Genomic DNA, 22,923 nt, shown 5'->3' with positions numbered 1-22,923 from the left:
GCGGCCGAGCCCCTTCGGGGTTGGCGCCCCGGGTTCCCCGATCCGGCGTTGCGTCGCTTGCGGGTAGAACCACTACCCGTTGCACGACGCGCCTTGTCTCGGAAAACCCGGGGTGCCAACGCGAACGTGTATATTTCTCCGTGTTTCCTTAACACGCCGCCGCTGCCCCGGCCCATACCCGGACGCCGGTGCCGTCATTGCAACGCCGGGGCCCTCACAGAGATTACTCGCTGCGCTCGCCCTCCGGGCCGGCCTGCGGCCGTTCAACGCGCTTCGCGCTTTTGTGCCACGTCGCTGCGCTCCTCGCCATGACAGTCCTTCTTTCCCCGTCATTGCGAAGCCCGACTGTATCCCCCGTCATTGCGCCCCGCTCCCCGTCATTGCGAGGAGCGCAGCGACGAAGCAATCTGCCGGCCCGAAACCACCGGAGCCCTCGAACCCACCGCACTGCCAGCCGCAGGAGATTGCTTCACCGCCTTCGGCGCCTCGCAATGACGCAGCCGGGGAACTGGCACTGTGCGTCCAATCCGTTAGCATACCGCGCATGGAATGGATCGATATCTGCTTCAACCTGACCCACGAATCCTTCAACAAGGAACGCGACGAGGTGCTCGAACGCGCGCGCGAGGCCGGCGTGTCCTGGATGCTGATCACCGGCGCCGACGCCCACCAGAGCGAGAAATGCCTGGAGATCGCCGACCAGTACCCGGACTGCTGCCGCGCCACCCTGGGCGTGCATCCGCACCTGGCAAAGCAGTGGACCGACGCGATCGCCGCGCGGTTCAGTGACCTCGCCCGCGCGGACGCCAACGTCGTCGCCATGGGCGAGATGGGGCTGGACTACAACCGCGACCACTCGCCGCGCCCGCAGCAGCGCATCGCCTTCGAGGCCCAGCTGGAACTGGCCGCCGATCTCGGCCTGCCGGTGTTCCTGCACGAACGCGACGCCCACCACGACTTCGCGCAGATCCTGCGCCGCTGGCGCGACAAGGTGCCGGCCGCCGTGGTGCACTGCTTCACCGGCGAGGCCGACGCCCTGGCCGAATACCTCGACCTCGACTGCCACATCGGCATCACCGGGTGGGTCTGCGACGAGCGCCGCGGCAAGCACCTGCACCCGCTGGTGCCGACCATCCCGCGCGGTCGCCTGATGATCGAGACCGACGCCCCCTACCTCCTGCCGCGCACCCTGCCCAAGGGCACCGGCAAGAAGATCGGCAACGGCCGGCGCAACGAGCCCGCCTTCCTCCCCCACATCGGCGAATTCGTGGCCCAGCTGCGCGACGAGACCCCGGAAGACCTCGCCGCCCACACCACCGCCACCGCCCGCGCCTTCTACAACCTCCCGCCGGCATCAGGCGAGTAACACGGTGAGAGCATCCACCCGGCCAGCTGGTGACAGGAAACACAGCCAGGAAAAAGTTATAAAACAGCACCCCCTCAGGGAAGAGGAGCCGACATGACCCGGGAAGACGAAACCCCGATCGTCATCTACGAAGATGATGCCGACCACATCGTGGAAGTCCGACTGGACACCGGACGCGATACCGTTTGGTTGACGCAGCGGCAGATGGCCGAGCTCTTCGACACGTCAACCGACAACGTCGGTCTGCATCTGAAGAACATCTACAAAGACGACGAACTCGATGAACCGTCAACTACCGAGGATTCCTCGGTACTTCGACAGGAAGGCGCTCGCCAGGTCTCACGACGCATCAAGCACTACAACCTCGACGCCATCATCTCGGTCGGCTACCGGGTCAACTCCCGCCGTGCTGTGCGCTTCCGCCAATGGGCCACTCGCGTACTGCGCGAACACCTGACGCGCGGCTGGACCCTCAACCGCCAGCGATTCGAAACCAACGCCCGGGAGCTGAAAGCCGCACTGGAACTGGTGCGCCGGACCGCCCGCAGCCCGGAACTGGGCGTCGAAGCCGGTCGCGGGCTGGTCGACATCGTGACCCGCTACGCCCAGACCTTCCTCCTGCTGCAGCGCTACGACGAAGGCCTCCTGACCGAGCCCAACGCCGAGACCGGAGGCACACTGCCGACAACCGGCGAAGCGCGCGAAGCCCTGGCCGCGCTCAAAGAAGACCTGATGGCAAAAGGCCAGGCGACGGAACTGTTCGCCCAGGAACGCGGCGAGGGGCTGGACTCGCTACTGGGCAACCTGGACCAGTCCGTATTCGGCGAACCGGCCTACCCTACGGTCGAGTCCAGGGCTGCGCACCTGCTGTATTTCGTGATCAAGAACCACCCGTTCTCCGACGGCAACAAACGCAGCGCTGCCTACCTGTTCGTCGACTTCCTGCATCGCAATCACCGCCTCATCAGCCCAGCCGGCGAGCCCGTGATCAACGATGTTGGCCTGGCCGCCCTGACCCTGCTGGTGGCGGAATCCGACCCCGACAACAAGGAAACGATGATCCGCCTGATCATGAACATGCTCGCGCACGAGACCGACCCCACATGACCCACGTCGCCACGCGTAGCACCCTATCCGTGGGCAGCAAAGCTGACCGGTGACTTTCCATGGCTGAGCACACACCCCATCAAAGTCACTCTCGGGTCGCGCTGGTCACCGGCGCGGCGCGCGGGATCGGGCTCGGGATCGCCGAGCGCCTGGTGCGGGATGGCTGGCAGGTGGTGCTGGCCGATATCGACGGCCCCGAATGCGAACAGGTCGCCACGCGCCTGGGCCCCGCCGCCCGCGCCATCGCGCTGGATGTCCGCGACGAGGAACAGGTCCGCGAGGCCATCCGGCGCACGGAGGAATGGCACGGCGGCCTGGATGCCCTGGTGAACAACGCCGGCATCAGCGACCCGCACTCCGGTCCACTGGAAGGGCTGGACCTGGCCGACTGGCAGCGCTGGCTGGATACCAACCTCACCGGCGCCTTCCTGCTCGGCAAGCACGCCCTGCCCCTGCTGCGCCGCCGCCGGGGCGCCATCGTCAACATCAGCTCCACCCGCGCCCTGCAGTCCGAGCCGGACACCGAGGCCTACGCCGCCAGCAAGGGCGGACTGGACGCCTTCACCCACGCCCTGGCCGTCAGCGCCGGCCCGGAGGTCCGCGTCAACGCCATCCGCCCCGGCTGGATCGACACCCGCAGCCCCGAACAGCAACAGGCCGAGCCGCTGTCCGCACAGGACCACACCCAGCATCCGGCCGGGCGCGTCGGCCAGCCCGCCGACATCGCGGCCCTCGCCGCCTTCCTGCTCGGCCCCGACGCCGGCTTCGTCACCGGCCAGATCTGGACCGCCGACGGCGGCATGACCCGGCGCATGCTCTACCACGACTAACGCCCCTGGATCGCCACTGGCCGCCACACATCACGCACCGGGTCCGCCGCGGAACGGGAGACCCTTCCGCAAACCCTTTCCCGGACAGTGCGAGGCACTGCGCCTACTCGTCGACGAAAGGGATACCCTCCGCCTCGAAAAAATCGGCGAGAAACGCCTTCAGCGCCTCGTCGCGACAGGCATACCAGTCCTGATCGACCCCCCTGTCATGGATCAGGTCCTTGAACCGGCGGAACGCACCGCGACCCCGGATGGCCTCCAGCAGTTCGGAGCGCAGGTCCGGGTCTTCCTGCAGACGGCAGAACTGATCCATCACCCCGTACTCGTCAAAGTCGAACGGGTCGGGAAGCCGCACATAGTCATCCGAAGCATGTACGGCCCGTACCGTCTGCAGCACCTCCTGCTGCCACTCCGGAAGCTCCTCCGGATCTTCCTCGGCCAGGATCTCGTCTTCATCGCTGAAGCCCACCACCTCACCGGTCGCCCGGTGGACATAGGTCTGCCAGCCATCCGTGAGCGGATCCACCTGTTCCAGGACGTCCTTCAACACCACCGGGAGCGGCATCGCGACCTCCTCTGCACAGCAGTCCACATCGTCTTCACACGTCGGGGCTCGGCGGATTTTAGCGATTGCCGGGCTGACAGGCGAGCAGGCGCTGCTGCACCACATCGGCGACCAGCCGCAGGGCGGCGTCGCGGGTGTCGTGCACCTGCACGGTGGCGCGTACGGCGGGGTCCACGGGCTCGCCGAGGGCCACCTCGGGGTCGACCTCGGGCGTGTGCGCCGGGCACGCGTCGAGCCAGGCGGGGTGGTACTCGCAACCCGGTTCGGCGGGAAACAGCGCGGCGTAGGCGATCCGCGCCTCCACCAGGTCCTGGAAGAAGTGGCTGCCGAATGAGAGGTCGGGGACGATGCCGGCGTCGGAGTCGGCTACCTCCACCAGCATGCGCACGCGGTCGATGTCGGCGAAGCGCACGGGCACGCCCAGTTCGGGGGTGCTGGTGCCCCAGCGGCCGGGGCCGATGAGGAGCGTGGCGCAGTCTTCGGGACGGGCGTACTGGCGGTTGAGGGCACCAACCAGGCGGGCCACGGCGTATTTCTGCGGGCGGGAAAGCACCGCGTAGCGTGCGCCGTCCACGCGGATGACGCGCTCGATGGCCAGGTCCAGATTGCCGCCCATGAAACGGCCCTGGCTGGCGAACAACAGTCGTTGCGGGTCGACCTGCCCGGGCAGTTCCACCGGCCGGTCGCTGCCCAGGGTGGCGAGCGGCCGGCACTGCACCAGGTTCACGCCGGCGTTGCCGTCGGCGTCGAGATGCACGGTGAACTCGACGTCCACCGGGTGGGCATAGGCGGCCTCCAGGGTCTTGAGCAGGTCGCGCATCAGCGGAGCGAAGCCGGTGCGCTGCAGCAGCGGGGTGAAGGTCACCCGCCACAGGCGCTCCTCGCGCCCCTGCTCGCGGGCGCGACGGCCGGCCTCGCGGTCGATCTCGCCGAGCAGGTTCAGCGGCAGGTCCGGTGCGGTCCCGGCCAGTTGCTGGACGGGGACGGCAGCCTCGCGGTTGGCCTCGATGTCGAGCACATCGGCGGCGTGCTGCGAGTAGCGGTACAACTCGTCCCGGCTGTGAAACGGCCGCCGCTCGGGCTGGTCCAGCGCCACTACGCAGGCATGGTCACGCGCGACCCGGTCCACCGCGCGGGTGCCCAGCCCCAGCACCAGGCGCAGCATCCCGGCGGACGGGTCCAGCGCGCCGTCCCAGACGAAGGTGTTCCACGAGACCCCGACCCCGGCGGCCTCCGGCAGGTAGTGGCGCCCGTGGTAGCGGCCGTTGACCCGCTGCAGCAGCAGCGCCATGGGTTCTTCCTGATCCATCAGGCCGCGCTGGTGGCGATAGCTCAGCGCGTCGTCGCTCATGGTCGAGGCATAGACCCGGCGGATGGCGTCCTCCAGCTGCGCCAGACGCTCGCCCGGACTGCCCTGGTTCACGCAGAACACGCTCTCGTACTTGCCGGCAAAGGCGTTGCCGAAGCCGTCTTCCAGAAGGCTGCTGGAGCGCACCAGGATCGGGTACTGCCCGTAGTGGTCGAGCACCCGCTCCAGCTCGCGGCGCACCTCCGGCGGGATCTCGCCGTGCAGCATGTCCTCGCGCAGGCCGTGCGCCTCGTCGAAATAGCCCTCCGCAGTGCGCTGGCGCATCAGCCGCGGCCACCAGCCGTTATGCACCAGATAGGCGTAGTACACGTCCGCGCCGATGAAGTGCGAGTCGTGGGGTTCCAGTGCCCGCCCCCAGCGCTGCGGGTCCTGCGCGAGCAGGATGCGCCGCGCCAGCAGCATGCCCGCGGCCTTGCCGCCGATGTAGCCGCTGCCGACCATGCGGCTGCGGATCGCCAGCAGCTCCTCCAGACCGAGGTGGCGCCGCGCCAGTTCCAGCATGCGCTCGTCGCGGCCGATCAGCACCCGCAGGATCTCGTCCTGTACCCGGGCGCGGTCGGCCGCCGGCGTCCCCTCCGCCAGCGCATCGGAGGCGGCGAGGAACAGGCGATCCCAGTAGTCCAGCAGCTGCCGCCCGTGCTGCTGGCCGGGGCGCTGTTCCTCCAGCAGGGCCTGCAGCCGCGTGGCCTCGCTGCTGTCCACCACCGGCTCGAACTGCGTGCCGCGCTGGCGGTGTGGCAGGAACATGGTCGGCGAGCTGCGCTGCCATACCTTCACCGGCTGCACGTGCACCGCGTCGCCGGCGCGGCGCACGTCGATCAGCACCTGCGTGGTCTCGCGGATGCGCGACAGCGTGGTATGCGAATGGCTGTGCGGATGCAGCGCGAACCAGGCCACCGTGTCCATCTCGTACAGATACGGGCAGATGGCGCGGAAGAAGTTGCCCACCATGTGATCGGTGGCCCAGGCATCCAGCAGATCCGACAGACAGTCGCACAGATAGAACGCGCCGCGGCCGTACTCGGTGACCAGGCGGAAGACGTGGCGGGTGAACGGCTCGAAGCCGCGCAGGGCGTCGATGGCCACCACTTCGATCCCCGGACCGGCCTCCACCAGCGGCGGGTGGGAGCCGAAGCGCAGATAGATGATGGAGCGGTCCTGGGCGCGGGCCGCCGCCACGAACGGCTCGACGAAGCGGCGATAGTCCTCGATGTCGTCGACCCGCCAGACCACGTTATCGCCGATGCGCAGCCCGTCGAGCACCCGGTCCAGGCCTTCCAGCCCGGTGGAGACGGCTTCCTGCTGCGCCTGCGGATCGGTGGTCATGGTGCGCCCGTGCGGCCCGGGGAAATCCGGCTCAATGTACACGTTCGCCCTGCCCCGGCACCACGATACCCGCCAGCCCGGACTTGCCGTACGATGGAGGATCCGCTGCGGCGCCAGAAGACAGGAGATCGACCATGAAGACTTCGGTAATTCTCACACTGATCGGTCCGGATCGCCCGGGGCTGGTCAGCAAGGTGGCGGCCCGTGCGCACGAGGCCGGCGGTAACTGGCTGGAGAGCCGCATGGCGCAGCTGGCCGGGCAGTTCGCAGGGGTGGTGATGCTGGAGGCCGACACCGCAGGCGTCGACGCCCTGGAGACCGCGCTGCGGGAGCTGGAAGGCGAGGGTCTGCAGATCCACATCCAGCGGGGCGACGACCTGCCGGTGCCGGAGCCCGTCCCCGCGCGGCACAAGGTGCTGCTGGACCTGATGGGGCACGACCGGCCCGGTATCGTGCAGGACATCACCGCCGTGCTGTCGCGTCACGGCGTGGGCGTGGAGAACCTGGACACGGCCGTCGAGCCGGCCTCGATGACCGGCGAGCCGATGTTCCGCGCCCGCGCCCGGATCGGGGTGCCGGAGGGCGTGGACCTGGACACCCTGCAGGATGATCTGGAGGCGCTGGCCAACGAGCTGATGGTCGATCTCGACCTCCACGATCCGCAGTCCGAAGCGCCGGAGAAGGCCTGACGCGGCGGCTCCTGCCGGCTCAGACCACCAGCCAGTAGCCGATGTAGACCAGCACCAGCAGGTACACCCCGCGCGGCAGCCATTCGGCCACGATCTCGCGACGCAGGGCCAGATGCCCGTCCAGCTCGCGGGCGCGGTACTGCAGCACCGAGGGCAGACGGCCGGCCGCCTCGCCGGAGGACAGCAGCCCGGGTTCGCGATCGGGGTCCAGCAGGGCCTCGCGTCGCAGCGCCTCCACCAACGGCAGCCCCTCCGCACAGGCCGTCGCCGCCGTGTTCAGCCGCCGCCGGAGCTCGCCGGTTTCCGCCGCGGCCAGGCCCTGCAGGGCCTGATCCGCCGGCACACCGGCCCCCAGAACCAGACCCAGATCCTGCAACAGCGCCTGCCGCCGGCCGGCCGCGGGCAGGCGCCCGGGCCGCAGCCACCAGCGCTGCCACACCTGCAGCAGCGGACGCCAGAAACGAAACGCGGCCCAGACCAGCAACCCGGTCACCACCAGCGGCTGAAGCACGGCGAACAGGTAACCGGGGCCATCCAGCACGCCCCGGAACAGCGCCGGCAGGGGCGCGAGCACCAGCGCCACCACCCAGAGCAGCGCCGGCAGCAGCAATCCGGTGCGGATCCGTCGTTCGGTGTTCTCCTCGCGATGCAGCCGGTCGGCCAGCAGTCGCAGGGCCCGGTCCAGCCGCCCGGCAACCTTCAGGGCCTTCAGCAGCGGCCGCTCTTCGGGACGGATCCAGCCGGCCGTCTCCAGCGCGCGCACCGGGTCGGCGCGGCCGGCGGGCAGGCCTACCACCCCGCTGGCCCGCTGCCAGTCAACTCCCGCTTCCAGCAGGGTTGCCAGCTCGTCGAGGTTCTGCACGCGTTTCATTTCAGCGGCAAGAGGCCACAACCAGCCGGTCGACCCCCGACCACGTGTCACGTATCACAGGTATCATCAAAGGCTCCCGGCAGCAGAAACAAGCCGCTCAGTATAACCCTCCACCGTGCTGCGTCATCCCTTGGGAAACGCCCGCCCCGCGGGCGGCGGATCTGGACATCCGTGCCTGTCCGGGCAGACTGGTGGGCCATCTTCCTCACGCCGAGTCTGAACAGGAGTCTCCCATGAGCATGCAGGAACAGATCACCGCCAAACTGGAGGCGGAGTTCGAGCCGGTGCATCTGGCGGTAGAGAACGAAAGCCACATGCACAACGTGCCGCCGGGCTCGGAATCACATTTCAAGGTCACCATCGTCTCCGAGGCCTTCCGTGACCAGAAGCTGGTGGCGCGCCATCGCATGGTCAACCACACCCTGGCGGACGAACTCGCCGGCGGGATCCACGCGCTGGCACTGCATACCCTGGACCCGGATCAGTGGTTCGAGCGCGCGGGCAAGGTGGCCGATTCACCCCCGTGCGAGGGCGGTGACGGCGGCGCGAAGGCCTGATGTCCGTCGCCGAGAGCCTGCGCGCCCGCCACGACGGGCCGGGGCTGATGGACCTGCTGGGACGTATCGAGGCGTCCCTCAATCCGGACGCGCCGGCACATGCCGGTGCCCTGGCCGGCATCGACCCGGCCCTGGGCCCGGATACCCACGTGGTGCTGTGGCTGATCGACGGCTTCGCCGAGGATTACCGCCGGCACACCCCGCTGATGCAGGCCGACCACCACGCCACGCTGGAGACGGTGTTCCCCAGCACCACGGCCACCGCGATCACCAGCATCCTTACCGGCCGGCACCCGGCGCACCACGGCCTGCTGGGCTGGCACACCCGGCTGGCCGAACCAGCGCGCACCCTGACGGTGCTGATGGCGGAGGAACGCGGCGCCGACGACCAGCCCGCGCGCCTGGACCATCGCGAACTCGCCGCCCGGGTGCAGCCGGACCGGATCATCGACCGCCTCGGATGCCCCAGCACCTTCATCGGCCCGAAGTGGATCGGCCACGCCCCCTACAACCGGATGATGAGCGAGGGTGCGGGGTTTGTCGGCTTCGACGGCATCAGCGACCTGCCGGCGCGCGTGGCCGCCCATGTACGCGCGCATCCGGGGCCGCATTTCACCTACGTCTACTGGTCGGAGCTGGATCACCTCGGCCACGAATACGGTCCCGAAAGCCCCGAGGTGGAGCGGCACCTGAAGCAGCTGGATCTCGCCTACACCGCCACCTGCGCCCAGCTCGCCGGGACCGACGCGGTGATGCTGACCACCGCCGACCACGGCATGCGTCCGGTAGAACGCCGCCTCGACCTGCGCGAGGCCCCGGCGGTGCAGGACTGCCTGCGGCACCGCCTGACCGGCGAACCGCGCGCCGCGCTGGCCCATGTGCGCGAAGGCCGCGAGGCCGCGTTCGAGGCCGCCGTCGCGCAGGCCTTCGGCGACGATATCGCCCTGCTGCCGCGCGAGGCCTGGATGGCCGGCGACACCCCGGCTCCCACCCTCGGCCCCGGACCGGAACACCCGGAGCTGCGGGCCCGCGCCGGTGACTATCTCCTCCTGCCCGCGGCCGACGCCTACCTGGTGGACCCGCCGGCCGATGACGAAGGCCCGTTCTTCCGCGGCGCACACGGCGGGCTCTCGCCCGAGGAACGCCGCATCCCGCTGTTCCTTCGGTCGCTGGCCAATTCCCGGTAAACTGGGGCGCGGACCCGCGGAGATGATCTCCCGGGCCCCAACGCCAACGCGAGCCCGATACAAGATGAACGAGACCGACAGCCCCGAAGAGAGCTACAACAACGCCGCGCGCCGCCTGATCGACCTGGCCAACCGCCTTGCCGAGGACGGTGACGCGGTCGACACCGGCGATGTCGCCGACGGTCTGCTGGCCGGCGCGGTGCACTTCTGGCTGTACAGCCGCCAGCCCTGCGGCGACGTGCGCTGCGAGGAGTGCTCGCCGTTCTCCGATGCCGAGAGCCGCCTGGCCATGCTGCACGAGCTGGTCGACGAACTGGCCCACGACAGCGAGTACTTCCACGCCAGCACCGACACCACCGTCGGCCACGCCTAGGGAAACGCCGATCAATGTCCACGTTCGCGCTCGAGTCGCTTTTGCGTGCGAACAAGGCGCGGCGACTGCCGTGCAGCATTCTGCACAAGGGAGTCGCAACGCCGTGCGCGCGCAAAAGCGGCCGAGCCCCTGCGGGGTTGGCACCCCAGGTTCCCCGATCCTGCGTTGCGGCCCTTGCCGGTAGAACCACTACCGGCTGCGCACCGCGCCTTGTCTCGGAAAACCTGGGGTGCCAACGCGAGCGTGCACATTGATCGGTGTTTCCCTGGGGAAACACCGCTCGATGACCACGCCCTTCGGGCCGGCGACCGATGCCTGGTTCCGGGAGGCCCTGGGCACCCCCACCGCGATCCAGAGCACCGGCTGGCCGGTCATCCGCGAGGGCCGGCATGCCCTGCTGATCGCCCCCACCGGCAGCGGCAAGACCCTGGCGGCGTTCCTCGATGCGCTGGATCGGCGGATGGAGGAACAGCCCCCGGAATCGCCCCCGGAATCGGCCCGGGAATGGGCCCCGGATCCGGAGTGCACCGGAGCCGAAATCACGCCCGGCTACCGCGTGCTGTATGTCTCGCCGCTGAAGGCGCTCGCGGCCGACGTGGAACGCAACCTGCGCGCGCCGCTGACCGGGATCACCCATACCGCCGCACGCCAGGGCCGGCCCGTCGCCACCCCGCGCGTGGACATCCGCACCGGCGACACGCCGCAGACGGAGCGGCGGCGTCAGGCACGCGAACCGGGCGACATCCTGGTCACCACCCCGGAATCGCTTTACCTCCTGCTGGGTTCGCGCGCCGGCGCAACCCTGGAGACGGTGGACACGGTAATCGTCGACGAGGTGCATGCCCTGGCCGGCAGCAAGCGCGGGGCCCATCTGGCGCTGTCGCTGGAACGCCTGAGCGAACGCTGCGCGCGGGATCCGCAGCGCATCGGCCTGTCCGCCACGGTGCATCCGGTCGAGGTCGCACAACAGTTCCTCGGCGGCGACCGCGAGGTGGAGGTCGTGGATGCCGCCGAACCGCCGCGGCTGGATCTGGAGATCGTCACTCCGGAGGAGACGGCGTCCGCGTCCGATCCCGGGACCCCGGCCTCGGACCCGAACGAAACCGACGATAAAACCCGCTCCGCAGCCCCGCGGATCGCGGGCGGCTCGCTGCTGGGCCAGGCCTGGCAGCAGGGCGCGGGCCGGCAGGCAACGGGCAGCCCGCCGGTCACCGGACCGCAGGGCGGGCGCGCGGCCAGTCTGGAGCCGCGCCTGCTGGAGGCCATCCTCGCGCATCGTTCGACCATCGTGTTCGTCAACAGCCGCGGCCTGTGCGAACGCCTGGTGCAGCGCATCAACGAGGCATGGCGGGAGCGCTGCGACGAGGACAACCCGGAGGACCTGGTCGCCGCCCACCACGGCAGCGTATCGCATGGCCGGCGGGCCGAGATCGAGGGCCGGCTGAAGACCGGCCACCTGCGCGGGATCATCGCCACCAGCTCGCTGGAGCTGGGCATCGACATGGGGGCCGTGGACCTGGTGGTCATGGTCGAGTCGCCGGGTGCGGTGTCGCGCGGGCTGCAGCGGGCCGGACGCGCCGGCCACGGGGTCGGCCAGGTGTCGCGCTCGCTCATGCTGCCGCGCTATCGCGGCGATCTGCTGGAATGCGCGGTGATCGGCCAGCGCATGCACGCCGGGGCGCTGGAACCCCTGCAGATGCCCCGGCGCCCGCTGGACGTACTGGCCCAGCAGCTGGTGGCCATGGTCTGCGAGCAGCCGCGCACGGTGGACGAGCTGCACGCCGTGGTCACCCGGGCCGCACCATGGCGCGATCTCGGCCGCGGCCTGCTGGAGGCCACCCTGGACATGCTCGCCGGCAACCTGCCCGGGACCGAACTGGCGGATCTGCGCCCGTGGCTGGCCTGGGACCGCGCGCGCGACGAGCTGACCCCGCGGCGCGGCGCGGCCATGGCCGCCCGCCTGAACGCCGGAACCATCCCCGATCGCGGGCTGTACGCGGTACATGCCGGCCAAGGCGGCCCGCGCATCGGCGAACTGGACGAGGAGATGGTCTTCGAGCTGAAGACCGGCGAGAACCTGACCCTGGGCGCGAGCACCTGGCACGTGGAGGCGATCACCCGCGATCGCGTGCTGGTCTCGCCCGCCCCCGGCGAGGCCGGCAAGCTGCCGTTCTGGCACGGCGACGGCCCCGGCCGTCCGGTGGAACTGGGGCGCGCCATCGGCGCCGCCGCGGAGACCCTGGCGCGGCTGGAGCCGGCCGCGCGCAGCGACTGGCTCTGCCGCAACGCGCCGCTGTCACCGGCCGCCGCCGACGAGCTCGCGGAGTACATCGGCGAGCAGATGGAGGCCGCCGGCGCGGTACCCTCCGACCGGCGCATCGTGGTGGAACGCTTCCGCGACGAACTGGGCGACTGGCGGGTGTGCATCCTGTCACCGTTCGGCGCGCGGGTACACGCCCCGTGGGCCATGGCCCTGCAGGCGGAGCTGAGCGTCAGCGCCGAGGGCGAGGCCCAGGTGATGTACACCGACGACGGCATCGTGCTGCGCCTGGCGGATCGCGAGGATCTGCCGGAGCCGGCGACGCTGTTTCCCGACCCGGACACGGTGGAGGAACTCGTCACCCGCGAGGCGGCCGGCTCCAGCCGCTTCGCCGCGCTGTTCCGCGAAAACGCCGCCCGTGCCCTGCTGCTGGTGCGCAACCGGCCCGGACAGCGCACCCCGCTGTGGGCCCAGCGCCTGAAGGCCCAGCAGCTGCTGGCCACGGTGCAGCAGCATGCGCAGTTCCCCGTGGTGCTGGAGACCTACCGCCAGCTGCTGGCGGACGTGTTCGACATGGAGGCCCTGCGCGACCTGCTGGGGCGCGTGCAGCAGCGCGAGATCCGGGTGCACGAGGTGGAGACGCCGCGCGCCTCGCCATTCGCCCGCAGCCTGGTCTCGGCATGGGTGGCGGCGTGGATCTACGAGCAGGATGCCCCGGTGGCCGAACGCAAGGCGCAGGCGCTGACCCTGGACCGCGGGATGCTGGCGGAACTGCTGGGCCAGGCCGAACTGCGCGAGCTGATCGACCCCGGGGCGCTGGCAGCGCTGGAGGCCGAACTGGCCCGTACCGTGCCGGGTACCCGCGCCACCGACCCGGACGAACTGCACGACCTGTTGCGCCGCCTCGGCGACCGCAGCGAGGCGGAGCTGGCCGCGTCCTGCGAGGCGCCTCCCGGGCCGTGGCTGCAGCAGCTGCAGGAGGGGCTGCGGGCGGTACGCGTGAACATCGGCGGCGAGCCGCGCTGGATCGCGGCGGAGGACGCCGCACTGTACCGCGATGCAGCGGGCGTGGTGCCGCCGCCGGGGCTGCCGGGCGGCTTTCTGGAACCGCCGGCGCGGCCGCTGGAACAGCTGCTGATCCGCTACGCCCGCAATCGCGGCCCGTTCCGCGCGGAGCAGCCCGCCTCCCGCTACGGTCTGCCGGAGGCCGCCGTGCGCCCGGTACTGGAGGCGCTGGAAGCGGCCGGGCGCCTGCTGCGCGGGGCGATCCGGCCCGGCGGCCACGGCGAGGAATGGTGCGATACCGACGCGCTGCGCCGGCTCAAGCGCCGCACCCTCGCGCAGCTGCGCGAGGAGGCCGCCGCGGTGGACGCCGGCACCCTGGGGCGATTCCTGCCGCAGTGGCAGGGGGTTACCGAACCGGGGCGCGGCACCGAGGCCCTGCACGAGGTGCTGGCGCAGCTGGAGGGCATCGCCCTGCCCTGGTCGGCCTGGACCGGACAGGTGCTGCCGATGCGGCTGCAGGACTTCTCGCTGGAACAGCTGGACCTGGCCACGGCCACCGGGGCCTTCGTCTGGGTCGGCTGCGGGGCGCTGGGCCAGCGCGACGGGCGGGTGATGTTCCTGCGGCGGGAACAGGCCGGGGCGCTGCTGGAACCAGCGGCCGCGGCGCCCGACGCGAACGCGGGCCCGGACGCATCGGCCGAGGACGGCGATTCCGGGAGTAACGGCGACATCGAGGCCCGCCTGAGGCGCGCGATCCTCGACGCCCTCGACCGGCGCGGAGCCTGCTTCTACATGGAGCTCGAGCGCGCAGCGCGCGAGGCGGTACCCGAGGCCCCGGCGGCTGCCATCGAGGCGGCGCTGTGGGACTGCGTATGGTCCGGCCTGATCACCAACGACACGGTGGCCCCGCTGCGCGGACTCGGCCAGCGCGGGCGATCCGCCGCGACGCGCGGCCGCCGGGGGCCCGGACGTGGCGCCGGACGGGGTGCCGGCAGGGGTCCGGGTCGGGGGCAGGCAGGCATCGCCGGCGGACGCTGGTCGCGGGTGAGCGATCTGGTGGACCCGACCATCGAGATCACCGAACGCGCCCGCGACCGCACCGAGGTGCTGCTCGCGCGCTACGGCGTGGTCAGTCGCGAGATGGCGCGGGCGGAGGAGTCGCCGGGCGGGTTCGGGCGCATCTATCCCGTGTGCCGCGCGATGGAGGACGCCGGCAAGCTGCGACGCGGGCATTTCGTCGAGGGGCTGACGGGGGCCCAGTTCGCGCGGGCCGGCGTGGTCGATCGGCTGCGTTCGCTGGAGTGCAGCGGGCCGGGTGCCAGTGAAGCCAGTGAAGCCGGCGAGGTGTGCTGGCTGGCGGCCGTGGATCCGGCCCAGCCGTGGGGCGCGCTGCTCGCCTGGCCCGAGCCGCCCCCCGGTGCGCAGCGGCGGCTGCGTCGTGTCGCCGGGGCACTGGTCGCGCTGGTGGACGGGCGTCCGGCGATCTATCTCACAGCCTCCGGGCGGCAGCTGTTCATCTGGCCGGCCGATGTCACGCGCATCGAGCCGGCCGACTGGGAAGACCGCATTGTCGCCGCGCTGCGCGGGCTGATGGCCGGGCCCTGGCTGCCACGCCGTCGGGGTGTAACCGTGGAACAGATCAACGACCAGCCCGCCCGCCAGTCGCCATGGGCCGAACCCCTGCAGACCGCCGGGGCCCGTGGCGAGGTCCGCGGGCTGCGACTGGAGCCGACCCGGCCGGTGCGGTGACCCCGCTGGACCGGGAAGGCCGCGGCTCGCCCCGGATCGGGTCCGAACCAGCCCCGGCGTCAGGCCCGGGCCAGCCCTTCGAGGCCGTCCTGCGCCAGCTTGCGTTCGGCCAGACGCACGGCGGCGACCAGGGCACGCTCCGGCGGCTCCCCGGAGGCGATGGCGTCGATCAGCCCGGCGTTGAAGACGTCCCCGGCGCCCACACTGTCGATCACCGTGAGCCCCGGCGTCGGCGCGCAGTGCTCCACGCGGCCGCGGAACCCGATCCAGGCACCGGCAGGGCCGCCGGTGACGGTGATGATGGCCTCCGGGTGTTCCTCCATCAGGGCCCGCAGGGCCGCCTCGCAGGCCGCCGCCGGCTCGTCGCCAATACCGAGGCCCTCAGCCCGCGCCTGCGCCCAGTCGCGCGAGACCATCAGGATGTCGGCGAACGGGATGCAGACCTCCAGCCCGTCGCGGGGCTTCTCCATCTCCAGCGAGACCGGGGCGTCGTACACGCAGTCGCGCACCGTGGCCAGCACCCGGGCCAGGACCTCCGGGTTGCGTCCCTCGAAATGCAGCCAGTCGTATTCCTCCCAGGCGACGCCGCACAGGTCCTCCGCCGCCAGTTCGGGCAGATCACGATGATGCACGATGGTGCGCGAACCCGTGTCGCGGGCGCGCAGGATATGCGAGGTCGGCGTCGCCCCCGGCCGGCGGACCAGATGGCGGTCGTGGATCCCGCGCTCGCGCAGACGCCGGATCAGGGCGTCACCGGCGGCCCCGTCCGCCACCACCGCGGCCAGTTCCGGCCGGTGCCCGAACTGTGCCAGCAGCGCGGCGGTGTTCGTGGCGTTGCCACCGGGCCGGGTGCGGCTGGCGGCCGCACGCACCTCGGCGTCCTCGGCAGGATAAGTGTCGACATCCAGCACGTGATCGAGGGTGACGATGCCGGTCGTCAGTATGCGCGCCATGGGCGGGACTCCAGTCGGAGGATTCAGGGAAACGAAACCGCTGGGGCGCCATTGTGACGTTCCGCCCGCCCCGCGACCAGCGCCGCCGCCGGATTCCCGTATCCCCAACGGTGCGGATACTGGCAGAATTCGCCGCGCGGACCGGGGACTGAAAGAATCCGGCACAAGGAGCCCGCCCCCGCGTTCGCGGAGCGTTCGTGATCATCTGGACAAAGGACAGGACGGCCATGGCGAAATTTTCCTCCCCCGAAGCCGCCGAAGAGGCATTCTACGGCGCGTTCGAAGCCGGTGATCCGGAAGCCATGCGTGCGGTCTGGCAGGACACGCCCGACTGCGTCTGCATCCACCCCGGCGGCGAGCGCCTGCAGGGGATCGAACTGGTCATGGACAGCTGGGACGACATTCTCGCGAGCATGGAAGACACCGTCATCCGACGCTCCGGCCTCACCGTGCTCGGTGGCAGCGACCTGGTCACCCACGTGCTGCACGAACACCTGTACATGGGTGGAGACCTGCGCGGCATGGTCCTGGCCACCAACGCCTACCGTTTCGACGGCCGGAGCTGGCGCATGGTGCTGCACCACGCCAGCCCCGATCCCACCACCCGCTCGCGCTGGAACCGCCGGAGCGTGCACTGATGGCCGGCGACGCGGTCGAGGCCTGCATGGACGCCTACTACCGGGCGTTCCGCGAGGCGGACATCGAACACATGATGGATCTGTGGGCCGACCGCCCCGACATCGTGTGCATCCATCCGGGCAGCCCCCGGGCGCACCGCGGCACCGCCGAAGTGATGGAAAGCTGGCTGCTGGTGTTCTCGCGCGAACTCAACATCGGCATCGAACCGCGCATCGTCGGCCGGTTCGAGACCGACGACAGCCTCGGCATGGTGATCGAGGAAGCCATCACCCGGCCGGGCGACGTGGCACCCACGGGCACCATCCTGATCAGCCAGACCTGGCGGCGCGTCGACGGCGGCTGGCGGCTGGCGTTTCACCACGCGTCTCACGGGCGCCGCGCGGATCCCAGCCCCGAAGGCATGTTCGTGGCCGGCGGCGGCACCCAGACCCGGCACTGATCACCGCGCGGGCTACTCCGACCCCGCGCGCGGCTCGCACAGGTCCGGGCGCTTCATCTGCAGCGCCGAGCACACCCCGTTGACCGCATCCCGCACCCGGCGCCCGCGGCCCTCCAGGACCATGTCCGCAACCTGCTGGTACAGCGGGTCTCGCCGCTCGAACAGCGCCTGCAGTCGGGCCCGCGGATCCTCCGCCTGGTTCAGCAGCGGCCGGTTGCGGCTGCGCCGGGTCCGGCGGAACTGCTCTTCCACCGGCACCCGCAGATAGATCACGAAGGCGTCTTTCAGCCGTTCCCGGTTCTCCGGACGCTCCACGATCCCGCCGCCGGTCGCCAGGATGATGCCGTCCTTCTCCAGCAGGGCATCCAGGACCGCGGTCTCGCGCCGCCGGAAGCCCTCCTCGCCTTCGAATTCGAAGATGGTCGGGATATCCACCCCGGTACGCTTGCGGATCTCGTCATCGGTGTCATGGAACGCCCGGCGCAAAAGTCCCGCCAGCCCCCGCCCGATCGTACTCTTGCCGGCCCCCATCGGGCCCACCAGGACAATATTCTGCATGCGGGCAGGCTACCGGGACTCCGGAGCAAAAAAAACCCGGGATCCGCGGATCCCGGGTTCGGAGTCTCCCCCCGCGCAGAGCCGAGGGGGCTGGCGCATCAATCGAGGATGCGCGGTGTCACGAAGACCAGCAGTTCCAGCTTGGATTCATCGCTGGACCTGTTTCGGAAAAAGTTACCGATAAACGGAATGTCTCCGAAAAATGGCACCTGTTCCACCGATTCACTACTATCGATCTCGTAGACGCCACCCAGGACTACCGTTTCACCATCACCCACGAACACCTGGGTTTCCACAGATCGCCTCGTTATGCCGATCTGGTCGCCCACGTTCGGGTTGGGCTCGTCCTTGGTGACCCGAATGTCCATGATCACGTTCCCGTTCGGCGTGATCTGGGGCGTGACGTCGGTAGCCAAATACGCCTCTTCCAAACTAGTGAGGGTATTGCCGGCTTCATCCTGCTGCAGGATCGGGATATCGGTTCCCTGTTCAATCGACGCTGCCTGACCATTCGTGGTCACGACGCGCGGCGATGAGATGATTTCCCCTCTGCCTTCAGCCTGCAGGGCAGAAAGCTCCAAGTCCAACAGAAGCCCTCGACGGAGAATGCTAAAGGCACCAGCCCCGCCCCCCGACGGCAGATTGCTTACGTAGCGATCCCCGAGGGCAACGTCATCAGGCGACCCACCTCGAATGCCATCAGCTCCAGACATGGACCCCGTGGCTCCCATTTGGGTATCACCACGCTGCCTCGTGCCCGCAACTCCGAACCGAGCCCCGAGGTCCCGCTGGAAAGAATCCTGAGCGATCACGATGCGGGTCTCAATCATGACCTGCTGTACAGGCACGTCCAGATTCTGTACCAGCCGGCGGATATCGTCGATCCTGCTCCGTGTGTCCTGAATCAGGAGGGTGTTGGTTCTGCTATCAATCGCCACATTCCCGCGTTCAGACAACATCCCCCTCTGATCCCCCTCACGGATCAACGAGGCTATTTGATCGGCTTGAGCGAAATTGATCTGTAGGAATTCGGTGCTCAGCGTCTCCAGTTCCTCACGGTCGCGTTCGGCCTCCATCCGCTGCCGCTCACGGGCGGCGATCTGCTCGGCGGGCCCCACGAACAGCACGTTGCCCTCCATGCGCTTGTCCAGGCCGCGGGACTGCATGATGATGTCCAGCGCCTGATCCCAGGGCACGTTGTTCAGCCGCAGGGTGATGTTGCCGTCGACGTCGTCGCTGACGACGATGTTCAGATCGGTAAAGTCGGCCAGCAGCTGCAGCACCGAGCGGACCTCGATGTCCTGGAAGTTCAGCGACAGACGCTCCCCGGTAAACTCGCGCTCTTCCTCTTCACGCGCCTGACGCTCCGCCTCGGTGATCGGCGCCACCTCCAGCACGTACTGCCGGTCGCTCTGGTAGGAGACGACCTCGTACTCGCCCTCGGTGGCCACTTCCATGCGGACGCGGTCGCCATCGGCGACCGTGTCGATGGTTTGCACCGGGGTGGCGAAGTCGACCACGTTCAGTCGCCGTTCCATCGACTCGTCGATGGCGGCCCGGTCGAACTGGATTTCGATACGGCCGGCCTGTTCGCGCACATCGATGGCACCACCACTGCGTGACAGCCCCACCTCGACACGACCCTCGCCCTGGTCGCCACGACGGAAATCGATGTCGGTGAGTTCAACCGGCCGCGCGGAACGGGTCGTCCGCGGCTCGGGTTCGCCGACGCGCTCGGCCACGGCCTCGTCCTGCGCGTCGGCTTCAGTCACGCCGCGCCCGAGGGTCACGATGAAGTTGTTGCCATCCACCCGCGTCTGATATTCGGAGGGCTGCGTCAGTCCGAGCACCACCCGGGTACGATCGCCCGATTCCACCGCGGTGGCCTCCAGCAGGGGCCCCACGTTGAATTCCTTGCGACGGTCGCTCATCACGCTGCCGGCATCCGGCAGGTCGAAGGCGATCCGCGGCGGCGAATCAATCGCGAAGGCGCGGATGTCCGCGGGCGGGGTGTCCGAAAACTGCAGGTTCACCTGCACCCGATCACCGCCAATACTGGCCGCCCGGATATCCTCCAGTTCCTGGGCGGAAACGCCCTGGGACGCCATGAACAGCAGGCCCGCCATCGCGGAGCCCGCCAGTGCGCGCATGGAAGATCCCATGTTCAGCCCCCTGTTGCTGTTGCCGGCATTGTGCCGATATGTCATTTCCATGTTTGTCTCTCCCGGGATCCTACCGATCTTCGGCCCGCTGCAAGGCGATGGAATTATCGCGCTCGATGTGCCCGCCGAAGGCGTCCGGAACCACTTCCACCAGCTCGATGCGGGTGGGCGTGATTTCGACGATCTGACCGTGGTTCTGGCCCATCCAGTTGCCTACCGTGACCTGCTGCACCGAGCGGTCCGGAGTCCGTACCAGGGCATAGCGCATGTTGTCGCGTTCCAGGGTGCCGACCATGGACAGCGAATCCAGCGGGTAGCTTTCCAGGTATTCCCGCGGCCGGTCCGGGTCGATTTCGGCATCGCCCGGCTCGCCCTCGTCCTCCGCGATCTGAGGCTGCTCGATCACGCTGGAGTCAAACGGTGAACGGGTATGCCCCGGATACAGGTAGGGCTCGTGGGGCTCGAGCGTCGGGATCGGTTCGATGCCCGAACCCGGCCGTTCGTGGACCTCGGCGATATAGTTGTGAAGGTCACTCTTGTCCTGGGCGCAGCCACCCAGCAGGCCCGCGCCCAGCACGGCGACCGCCAGGATCCGTACCCGGGGGCTGACGGAGATCCGACTCATCAGTTGTCCTCCAGATAGCGGTAGGTTCGCGCCTCGGCGTTCATGACCAGATCAAAATCCGAGTCACCCGCGCGGCGGATGCGCATGTCGTGCATGGTGACCACGCGGGGCATCGAGGAGACGCCGCTGACGAATTCGGCCAGTTCCTCGTAGTCGCCCCGCAGCCGCAGCCGGATCGGCACCTCGGCATAGAAATCACGTTCGCGATGGGAGCGCGGTTCGAACAGCTCGATTTCCAGACCGGTCTGCAGCGCTGTCTGCGACACATCCACCAGCAGGCTGGGGATCTCCGCGCTGGTCGGCAGCAGCTCCAGCAGCTCCACGAACATGTCTTCCATTTCCGCGAGCTGTTCGCGGTAATCATCGAGGTTGGCCGCACGCTGCTGCTTCTCCTCGAACTCGTCACGCAGCTGCTGTTCCTCGCGCTCCGCCCGTTCGAGTTCGCTGAGCTGGTCGTCGATCACGAAATAGTAGGTGAGGCCCAGGATCACGGCGATGATCACCAGAAGGATCACCCCCTTGACGATCCAGGGGGCCTCGCCAATGTTGTTGAAATCGATCTCGTTGAGGTTCTTCAGGTCCATTGGGCAGTCTCCCTACTCGCCATTGTCCGGCCGGGTCTGCCGTGCGTCGAGGCGGAAATCCCTCACCTGGATACGGCCTTCCTCGCGGGTTTCGATGATCTGCAGGTTGGAGCTGCCCAGCCACGGGGAGTCATCCAGATTGCGCATCATCGCGGAGATGCGGGTGTTGGATTCCGACAGGCCGCGAATCTGAATACGCGATCCGTCCTGAGTGATCTCGTTGACGTAGGTGCCGTCCGGCAGGGTCACCACCATCTGGTCGAACAGGTGGACGGCCTCCGGGCGCTGCGCCTGCAGGGTCTGGATGACGTCCATCCGCGCGACGAGGTCCTCGCGTTTCTCTTCGAGTTCCTCGATCTCGGCGATCTTGCGGTCGAGTTCGCGGATCTCTTCTTCGAGCACCTGATTGCGGTCTTCCTGATGGTCGATCAGGGATTCCATGTAGGTGTAACCACCGAACGCCAGGACCACACCCACCGCAGCCGCCACGCCGGCCGAGACGAAGAATTGCTTGCGCCGTTGCTCGCGGGCACGTTCGCGCCAGGGAAGCAGATTGACAGAAATCATGATGTTTGCCCCCGCAGTGCCAGGCCGCAGGCCGTTAGCAGGGCCGGCGCATCATTGGTGAAGCGCTGCTGATTGATGCGGCGGGACAGCGCCATTCCACGGAACGGGTTGGCCACGGAAACCGGCGTGGAGGTGGTTTCCTCCAGCATCTCGTCGACCCCCGGAATGGCTGCACAACCGCCGCCGAGCAGCACGTGATCGATGGTGTCCTGGGGTCGCGTCACATAGAAATACTGCAGCAACCGCTGGATCTGATCCATCATCGTCTGCTTGAACGGCTCCAAGACCTCGCTGACGTAATCTGCGGGGAGATCACCGCTCATCTTCGCCGAACCGGCTTCCTGGTAACTCATGTTGTAGCGCCGCATGATCTCTTCGGTGAGCATCCGGCCGCCGAAATTCTGCTCGCGCGTGTACACGACTCCCTCGGACTGCGACACGACATAGACCGCCGTCACCGACGAGCCGACGTCCACGATGGCCACCATCGGCTTGTTCTCCCGGTCGGGTATATGCTCCATCAGGCGTTCGGAGGCATGTTCGATGGCATAGGCCTCGACGTCGACCAGCTCCACCGAGAGCTTCGCCGCCTCGGCAATGGCGATGCGCGATTCCACGTTCTCGCGCCGCGAGGCCACCACGAGGACATCCTGCATCTGCGGGTTCTTGGCGTTGGGCCCCAGCACCTGGAAGTCGAGATTGACCTCTTCCAGGGTGTACGGAATGTACTGGTCGGCCTCGACGAACACCTGCCCTTCCAGTTCCGATTCGCTGAGGCTGGCGGACAGCTGGATGGTCTTGGTGATGACGGCCGAGGACGGTACGGCCATCGCGCATTGTTTGAGACGGGAACCGGAGCGCTTGACTGCACGTCCAAGCGCTGCACCAACCGCTTCGGTGTCCTGGCAGACCTTGTCGACCATGACACCGTCCGGCAGCGGCTCGACGGCGAATGCCTCGACCCGATATCCCTTTCCGTGTCGACCAAGCTCGAGGACCTTGACGGCCGCCGAACTGACATCAACGCCCAGCAGTGCGGGCCTGGATTTTCCGAGATTCAGCACACATCCCCCTGTATACCCCGATGATTGCAGCTGGTAGCGTTACAATCTCGAATGCTAGCAACGATTAATATACATGAC

20 protein-coding genes are annotated in these 22,923 nt (G+C 68.7%); 10 read left to right on the top strand and 10 right to left on the bottom strand.

The features are described 5' to 3' along the window. The first annotated feature begins 544 nt into the window (after positions 1–544). From F787_RS0108230 to F787_RS0108220, 3 genes are all read left to right on the top strand, one after another. A complete protein-coding gene (locus tag F787_RS0108230; protein ID WP_028491885.1) occupies positions 545–1,366 on the top strand; it encodes a TatD family hydrolase in 822 nt (273 codons plus the stop codon). A 93-nt stretch (positions 1,367–1,459) separates the two neighbouring features. Continuing rightward, a complete protein-coding gene (gene rhuM, locus F787_RS0108225) occupies positions 1,460–2,473 on the top strand; it encodes a virulence protein RhuM/Fic/DOC family protein (protein WP_028491884.1) in 1,014 nt (337 codons plus the stop codon). 59 nt (positions 2,474–2,532) lie between these two features. Then, the gene (locus F787_RS0108220) at positions 2,533–3,303 is read left to right on the top strand and encodes an SDR family oxidoreductase (RefSeq protein WP_028491883.1); all 771 of its coding nucleotides are present in this window, start codon (positions 2,533–2,535) and stop codon (positions 3,301–3,303) included. Between the two features lie 103 nt (positions 3,304–3,406). Here the strand turns inward: F787_RS0108220 and F787_RS0108215 are convergent, their stop codons facing one another. Together F787_RS0108215 and F787_RS0108210 are read right to left on the bottom strand one after the other, a co-directional pair. Next, the gene (locus F787_RS0108215) at positions 3,407–3,868 is read right to left on the bottom strand and encodes a UPF0158 family protein (protein ID WP_028491882.1); all 462 of its coding nucleotides are present in this window, start codon (positions 3,866–3,868) and stop codon (positions 3,407–3,409) included. Between the two features lie 58 nt (positions 3,869–3,926). Next, complete coding sequence (locus tag F787_RS0108210; protein ID WP_028491881.1) at positions 3,927–6,563, bottom strand: PEP/pyruvate-binding domain-containing protein; 2,637 nt, start codon at positions 6,561–6,563, stop codon at positions 3,927–3,929. Positions 6,564–6,697: 134 nt separating this feature from the next. Between F787_RS0108210 and F787_RS0108205 the strand changes: the two genes are divergently transcribed. Further along, complete coding sequence (locus F787_RS0108205) at positions 6,698–7,252, top strand: glycine cleavage system protein R (RefSeq protein WP_028491880.1); 555 nt, start codon at positions 6,698–6,700, stop codon at positions 7,250–7,252. A 19-nt stretch (positions 7,253–7,271) separates the two neighbouring features. On the opposite strand, the gene F787_RS0108200 is transcribed toward F787_RS0108205, so the two are convergent. Beyond that, the gene (locus tag F787_RS0108200; RefSeq protein WP_028491879.1) at positions 7,272–8,123 is read right to left on the bottom strand and encodes a type II secretion system F family protein; all 852 of its coding nucleotides are present in this window, start codon (positions 8,121–8,123) and stop codon (positions 7,272–7,274) included. 233 nt (positions 8,124–8,356) lie between these two features. On the opposite strand from F787_RS0108200, the gene F787_RS0108195 reads away from it, so the two are divergent. The 4 genes from F787_RS0108195 to F787_RS0108180 all read left to right on the top strand — a co-directional run bounded on the left by F787_RS0108195 (position 8,357) and on the right by F787_RS0108180 (position 15,254). After that, on the top strand, positions 8,357–8,680 hold the full coding sequence (locus F787_RS0108195; protein WP_028491878.1) for a BolA family transcriptional regulator: 324 nt from the start codon (positions 8,357–8,359) through the stop codon (positions 8,678–8,680). Beyond that, a complete protein-coding gene (locus tag F787_RS0108190; RefSeq protein ID WP_028491877.1) occupies positions 8,680–9,867 on the top strand; it encodes an alkaline phosphatase family protein in 1,188 nt (395 codons plus the stop codon). The genes F787_RS0108195 and F787_RS0108190 overlap by 1 nt, the downstream gene beginning before the upstream one ends. 64 nt (positions 9,868–9,931) lie before the next feature. After that, positions 9,932–10,240 (top strand): hypothetical protein, encoded by a 309-nt coding sequence (locus tag F787_RS0108185; protein ID WP_019589795.1) that lies wholly within the window; start codon positions 9,932–9,934, stop codon positions 10,238–10,240. Positions 10,241–10,523: 283 nt separating this feature from the next. Next, the gene (locus F787_RS0108180; RefSeq protein ID WP_028491876.1) at positions 10,524–15,254 is read left to right on the top strand and encodes a DEAD/DEAH box helicase; all 4,731 of its coding nucleotides are present in this window, start codon (positions 10,524–10,526) and stop codon (positions 15,252–15,254) included. A gap of 59 nt (positions 15,255–15,313) precedes the next feature. Here F787_RS0108180 and F787_RS0108175 read toward each other — a convergent pair whose 3' ends face one another. Further along, positions 15,314–16,207, bottom strand: a complete 894-nt coding sequence (locus tag F787_RS0108175) for a PfkB family carbohydrate kinase (protein ID WP_028491875.1) — start codon at positions 16,205–16,207, stop codon at positions 15,314–15,316. Positions 16,208–16,434: 227 nt separating this feature from the next. On the opposite strand from F787_RS0108175, the gene F787_RS0108170 reads away from it, so the two are divergent. Together F787_RS0108170 and F787_RS0108165 are read left to right on the top strand one after the other, a co-directional pair. Continuing rightward, complete coding sequence (locus F787_RS0108170) at positions 16,435–16,845, top strand: nuclear transport factor 2 family protein (protein ID WP_019569577.1); 411 nt, start codon at positions 16,435–16,437, stop codon at positions 16,843–16,845. After that, the gene (locus F787_RS0108165) at positions 16,845–17,285 is read left to right on the top strand and encodes a nuclear transport factor 2 family protein (protein WP_019021740.1); all 441 of its coding nucleotides are present in this window, start codon (positions 16,845–16,847) and stop codon (positions 17,283–17,285) included. Before F787_RS0108170 ends, F787_RS0108165 begins: the two co-directional genes overlap by 1 nt. A gap of 12 nt (positions 17,286–17,297) precedes the next feature. On the opposite strand, the gene F787_RS0108160 is transcribed toward F787_RS0108165, so the two are convergent. The 6 genes from F787_RS0108160 to F787_RS0108135 form a co-directional block, all read right to left on the bottom strand. Continuing rightward, entirely contained in the window at positions 17,298–17,843 is a 546-nt protein-coding gene (locus F787_RS0108160) for a shikimate kinase (RefSeq protein ID WP_018870988.1), read from the bottom strand. Positions 17,844–17,941: 98 nt separating this feature from the next. Then, a complete protein-coding gene (gene pilQ / locus F787_RS0108155) occupies positions 17,942–20,056 on the bottom strand; it encodes a type IV pilus secretin PilQ (protein ID WP_028491874.1) in 2,115 nt (704 codons plus the stop codon). A 19-nt stretch (positions 20,057–20,075) separates the two neighbouring features. Further along, complete coding sequence (locus F787_RS0108150) at positions 20,076–20,630, bottom strand: pilus assembly protein PilP (RefSeq protein ID WP_018870990.1); 555 nt, start codon at positions 20,628–20,630, stop codon at positions 20,076–20,078. Beyond that, positions 20,630–21,214, bottom strand: a complete 585-nt coding sequence (locus F787_RS0108145; RefSeq protein ID WP_018870991.1) for a type 4a pilus biogenesis protein PilO — start codon at positions 21,212–21,214, stop codon at positions 20,630–20,632. The genes F787_RS0108150 and F787_RS0108145 overlap by 1 nt, the downstream gene beginning before the upstream one ends. A gap of 12 nt (positions 21,215–21,226) precedes the next feature. Then, entirely contained in the window at positions 21,227–21,781 is a 555-nt protein-coding gene (locus tag F787_RS0108140) for a PilN domain-containing protein (protein WP_018870992.1), read from the bottom strand. Next, a complete protein-coding gene (locus F787_RS0108135; protein WP_026300810.1) occupies positions 21,778–22,845 on the bottom strand; it encodes a pilus assembly protein PilM in 1,068 nt (355 codons plus the stop codon). The genes F787_RS0108140 and F787_RS0108135 overlap by 4 nt, the downstream gene beginning before the upstream one ends. Positions 22,846–22,923: the final 78 nt, after the last annotated feature.

Origin of the sequence: Thioalkalivibrio sp. ALE19, from assembly GCF_000428605.1 — a bacterium.
Classification (GTDB): domain Bacteria; phylum Pseudomonadota; class Gammaproteobacteria; order Ectothiorhodospirales; family Ectothiorhodospiraceae; genus Thioalkalivibrio.
Note: the sequence above shows the minus strand (reverse complement) of the source record. Positions and strands in the feature narration are given on the sequence as shown.

Coding starts and splice junctions, on each gene's coding strand:
- pilQ (WP_028491874.1), bottom strand. CDS start 20,056: ATGGAAATGACATATCGGCACAATGCCGGCAACAGCAACAGGGGGCTG.
- F787_RS0108205 (WP_028491880.1), top strand. CDS start 6,698: ATGAAGACTTCGGTAATTCTCACACTGATCGGTCCGGATCGCCCGGGG.
- F787_RS0108170 (WP_019569577.1), top strand. CDS start 16,435: ATGGCGAAATTTTCCTCCCCCGAAGCCGCCGAAGAGGCATTCTACGGC.
- F787_RS0108150 (WP_018870990.1), bottom strand. CDS start 20,630: ATGAGTCGGATCTCCGTCAGCCCCCGGGTACGGATCCTGGCGGTCGCC.
- F787_RS0108145 (WP_018870991.1), bottom strand. CDS start 21,214: ATGGACCTGAAGAACCTCAACGAGATCGATTTCAACAACATTGGCGAG.
- F787_RS0108165 (WP_019021740.1), top strand. CDS start 16,845: ATGGCCGGCGACGCGGTCGAGGCCTGCATGGACGCCTACTACCGGGCG.
- F787_RS0108190 (WP_028491877.1), top strand. CDS start 8,680: ATGTCCGTCGCCGAGAGCCTGCGCGCCCGCCACGACGGGCCGGGGCTG.
- F787_RS0108200 (WP_028491879.1), bottom strand. CDS start 8,123: ATGAAACGCGTGCAGAACCTCGACGAGCTGGCAACCCTGCTGGAAGCG.
- F787_RS0108215 (WP_028491882.1), bottom strand. CDS start 3,868: ATGCCGCTCCCGGTGGTGTTGAAGGACGTCCTGGAACAGGTGGATCCG.
- F787_RS0108210 (WP_028491881.1), bottom strand. CDS start 6,563: ATGACCACCGATCCGCAGGCGCAGCAGGAAGCCGTCTCCACCGGGCTG.
- F787_RS0108140 (WP_018870992.1), bottom strand. CDS start 21,781: ATGATTTCTGTCAATCTGCTTCCCTGGCGCGAACGTGCCCGCGAGCAA.
- F787_RS0108230 (WP_028491885.1), top strand. CDS start 545: ATGGAATGGATCGATATCTGCTTCAACCTGACCCACGAATCCTTCAAC.
- F787_RS0108160 (WP_018870988.1), bottom strand. CDS start 17,843: ATGCAGAATATTGTCCTGGTGGGCCCGATGGGGGCCGGCAAGAGTACG.
- F787_RS0108180 (WP_028491876.1), top strand. CDS start 10,524: ATGACCACGCCCTTCGGGCCGGCGACCGATGCCTGGTTCCGGGAGGCC.
- F787_RS0108175 (WP_028491875.1), bottom strand. CDS start 16,207: ATGGCGCGCATACTGACGACCGGCATCGTCACCCTCGATCACGTGCTG.
- F787_RS0108185 (WP_019589795.1), top strand. CDS start 9,932: ATGAACGAGACCGACAGCCCCGAAGAGAGCTACAACAACGCCGCGCGC.
- F787_RS0108220 (WP_028491883.1), top strand. CDS start 2,533: ATGGCTGAGCACACACCCCATCAAAGTCACTCTCGGGTCGCGCTGGTC.
- rhuM (WP_028491884.1), top strand. CDS start 1,460: ATGACCCGGGAAGACGAAACCCCGATCGTCATCTACGAAGATGATGCC.
- F787_RS0108195 (WP_028491878.1), top strand. CDS start 8,357: ATGAGCATGCAGGAACAGATCACCGCCAAACTGGAGGCGGAGTTCGAG.